This is a genomic window from Ruegeria sp. AD6 (assembly GCF_056542325.1).
Genome location: NZ_JBQFZQ010000026.1, coordinates 1 through 2,553, shown reverse-complemented (window position 1 = coordinate 2,553; position 2,553 = coordinate 1). Strand labels below are relative to the sequence as shown.

The window sequence follows — 2,553 nt, the reverse complement described above, 5'->3', positions numbered from 1 at the left end:
CAGCCATGATTTTCCATTAAATCACACACTGAATAATTGGTTGCCGATTGTGGCTAATTTTCAGGGACTTAGTTTTTGACGATTCGAGCTGAGACGCGAACGTGAGCACAACAATAGCCGATTTCGGGCCGCAGTCTCAGTACGCGGTTCCGGCGGTACGAGTTTGGTGACTTTGGGAGAGTCTGTAGATCAGAGCGCAGCGAACTGCTGGCGCTGTTCTGACCAGATCGCTGGGAAGCCGGACTTGATTAGGTAATCCGTGGTCAGGCCGTCAGGTTGCTCGCCTGCAGCGATGGCATCCAGAACATCAGGCGCTAGCATGGCCAGATCGACCACATCCTGAACGCGGCGTTTGGAAATGCCCTCTTCTTCAGCAATCTCAGAAAACGTTCTGCCGTCAATAATCATCGCCAACAATTGGCGCGCCTTGATTATGTTGCGGACAAGTGTCTGATCGATCTCAGGAGGCGGATCGCCCAAGTGCAATTTCAGTTCCACGCCTCTGCGGCGCATCTGGAATGGAGCTTCAATTGTTAGTTCTTCGGCATTGACCTGATCCGCTCTGCACTCGATCATCCGGGCCAGTGCCTGTAGATCCAGCTGCAGACTCAGCGACCCCTGTCGTATGTCTGCCCGCGCAATCAGGTCGAGGCATTTCCTGACGGACTGGCAATTTCTGAGATGCTCCGCTGCTGAAGCAATTTCGGCCGCAGACATATCCTGTAACATTGATGTCACAGCGTTCGGTCGGCTTAGGTGTTGTCTAACCACTTCAGCCAGGAGGTTCTCAAGCTGTTCTGCAGGCAGTCGCCACGTATCGGGAAACTTCTGACTGCGATCCGTCACAAGACGACCAGAGATATAGTACCGCAACCGCTTTCCATTTTTGCGACTATGGCTGGGCGTCAGCCGATCTCCGGTCTCATCATAGAGCTTTCCGGCCAGTGCTGATCGCTTTGCTTTCTGCTTAACGCCGCGCTCCCTTACTGCGCCATCTTTCAGCAGCTGCTGCACCCGCTCCCACACCGCCGGGTTGATGATGGCAGGATGCTGCCCCTCATAAACCCGACCCTTGTGTCGGATGTGGCCAGCATAGATTGGGTTGCTGATCAGATGATGGATGTGTCCGCGATCGAAGAACGTACCACCTGTCACGCGTCCGCCAGAACGTTCCCGGCGGCGCGACCGGAGACCCAGTGCTTCCGCCTGCTCTTTCACGTCAAGAATGGTCTGATGCTCCAGATAGAGATCGTAGAGCGTCCTGATGATCTCAGCTTCTTCTTCGTCGATTTTGAGCGTCCGGCCGTCAGCCTGATACCCAAGTGGAACGTTCCCGCCCATCCAAAGACCCTTGCGTTTTGAGGCAGCAATTTTATCCCGGATACGCTCAGCGGTGACTTCCCGTTCGAACTGAGCGAAGCTGAGCAGCACGTTGAGTGTCAGGCGACCCATACTGGTCGACGTATTAAAGGACTGGGTAACGGACACAAACGATGCGTCGGCCGCGTCGAGGCGTTCGACCAGCTTTGCAAAATCAGCCAGCGAGCGCGTCAGCCGGTCAATCTTGTAGACAACAATCTGATCCACGCGTTTCTGGTCAACAGCCTGCATCAGCCGCTGCAACGCCGGGCGGTCAAGATGACCGCCCGAGATACCGCCATCGTCATAGTGATCCGGCAATAATTCCCAGCCCTCATGCTTCTGGCTCGCGATGTATGCTTCACAGGCTTCCCGCTGGGCATCGAGTGAGTTGAAATCCTGCTCCAGCCCCTCCTCCGAGCTTTTCCGAGTATAAATAGCGCAGCGGATGCGTCGCATCACTGAACCCCGAAGAAGCGCGGCCCGGACCAGTGCGCTCCGGTGATGTGCTTTGCTATGGCGGACAGGGAACGCCATGTTTTGCCGTCCATGACGAACCCGCGATCAACCACTTCAATCTGATAGGTGCGTCCGTTCCATTCCCGCACTAGATGTGAACCCGGCTTCAGACTAGGAGGCGGCGTTTTTCCCAACGCGATATTCTGCAATCGGCGTTCTGTCTTCGCAGACAACCCTCCCAATTCCCGGTTCTGTAGTTCCCAGATTAGTACCCGTTTCATGAACTGCGGGGACAGGTATTTTGGCGGCGACCGACCGAACACTTCCCGCCATCGGTCAAGACAGCCGAGGCGATCTAGGTGTTCAATGTCGTCAAATGTCTTCGCAAGGTCACGATCCGCGCGCGTAGGATCCATGGCGATCACACCGACTTCACTATCCGGTAGAGCGTACCTTTGCCAGATCCAGATCGCTCAACAGTATGTCCCGCCTTGCGCAACATCGAAATCGCCGCGCGCGCGGAATGCGGTTGCCACCCAAAGGCGTTCTGAATCTGCGCAATCGTTGCACCAGCCTTGCGGGACAACAGTTTCTGCAACTGTTGCTGTCGCGTCGGGTTGTTCCGGGCGGGTTTGGCGGGTGGTGTTTTGATTTCCGTATCACATGAAGTTGTCATTGATGTCTCCACTTTGCGGGCACAGGCTGATCCTGCGCCCTGTACTGAGTGGAGCCCGG

Annotated in this window: 3 protein-coding genes; all 3 read right to left on the bottom strand. The window is 55.7% G+C overall.

Annotated elements, in window-relative coordinates:
* Positions 1 to 189: 189 nt before the first annotated feature.
* The gene (locus ACR0KJ_RS19365) at positions 190 to 1,818 is read right to left on the bottom strand and encodes a recombinase family protein (RefSeq protein ID WP_170523110.1); all 1,629 of its coding nucleotides are present in this window, start codon (positions 1,816 to 1,818) and stop codon (positions 190 to 192) included.
* Positions 1,818 to 2,234 carry a DUF2924 domain-containing protein gene (locus ACR0KJ_RS19360; RefSeq protein WP_170452282.1) on the bottom strand — a complete coding sequence of 139 codons (417 nt, stop codon included), beginning with the start codon at positions 2,232 to 2,234 and terminating at the stop codon, positions 1,818 to 1,820. Before ACR0KJ_RS19360 ends, ACR0KJ_RS19365 begins: the two co-directional genes overlap by 1 nt.
* Before the next feature lie 5 nt (positions 2,235 to 2,239).
* Positions 2,240 to 2,553 (bottom strand): DUF3489 domain-containing protein (locus ACR0KJ_RS19355; protein WP_480627453.1); only part of this gene is annotated, 314 nt, incomplete at its 5' end.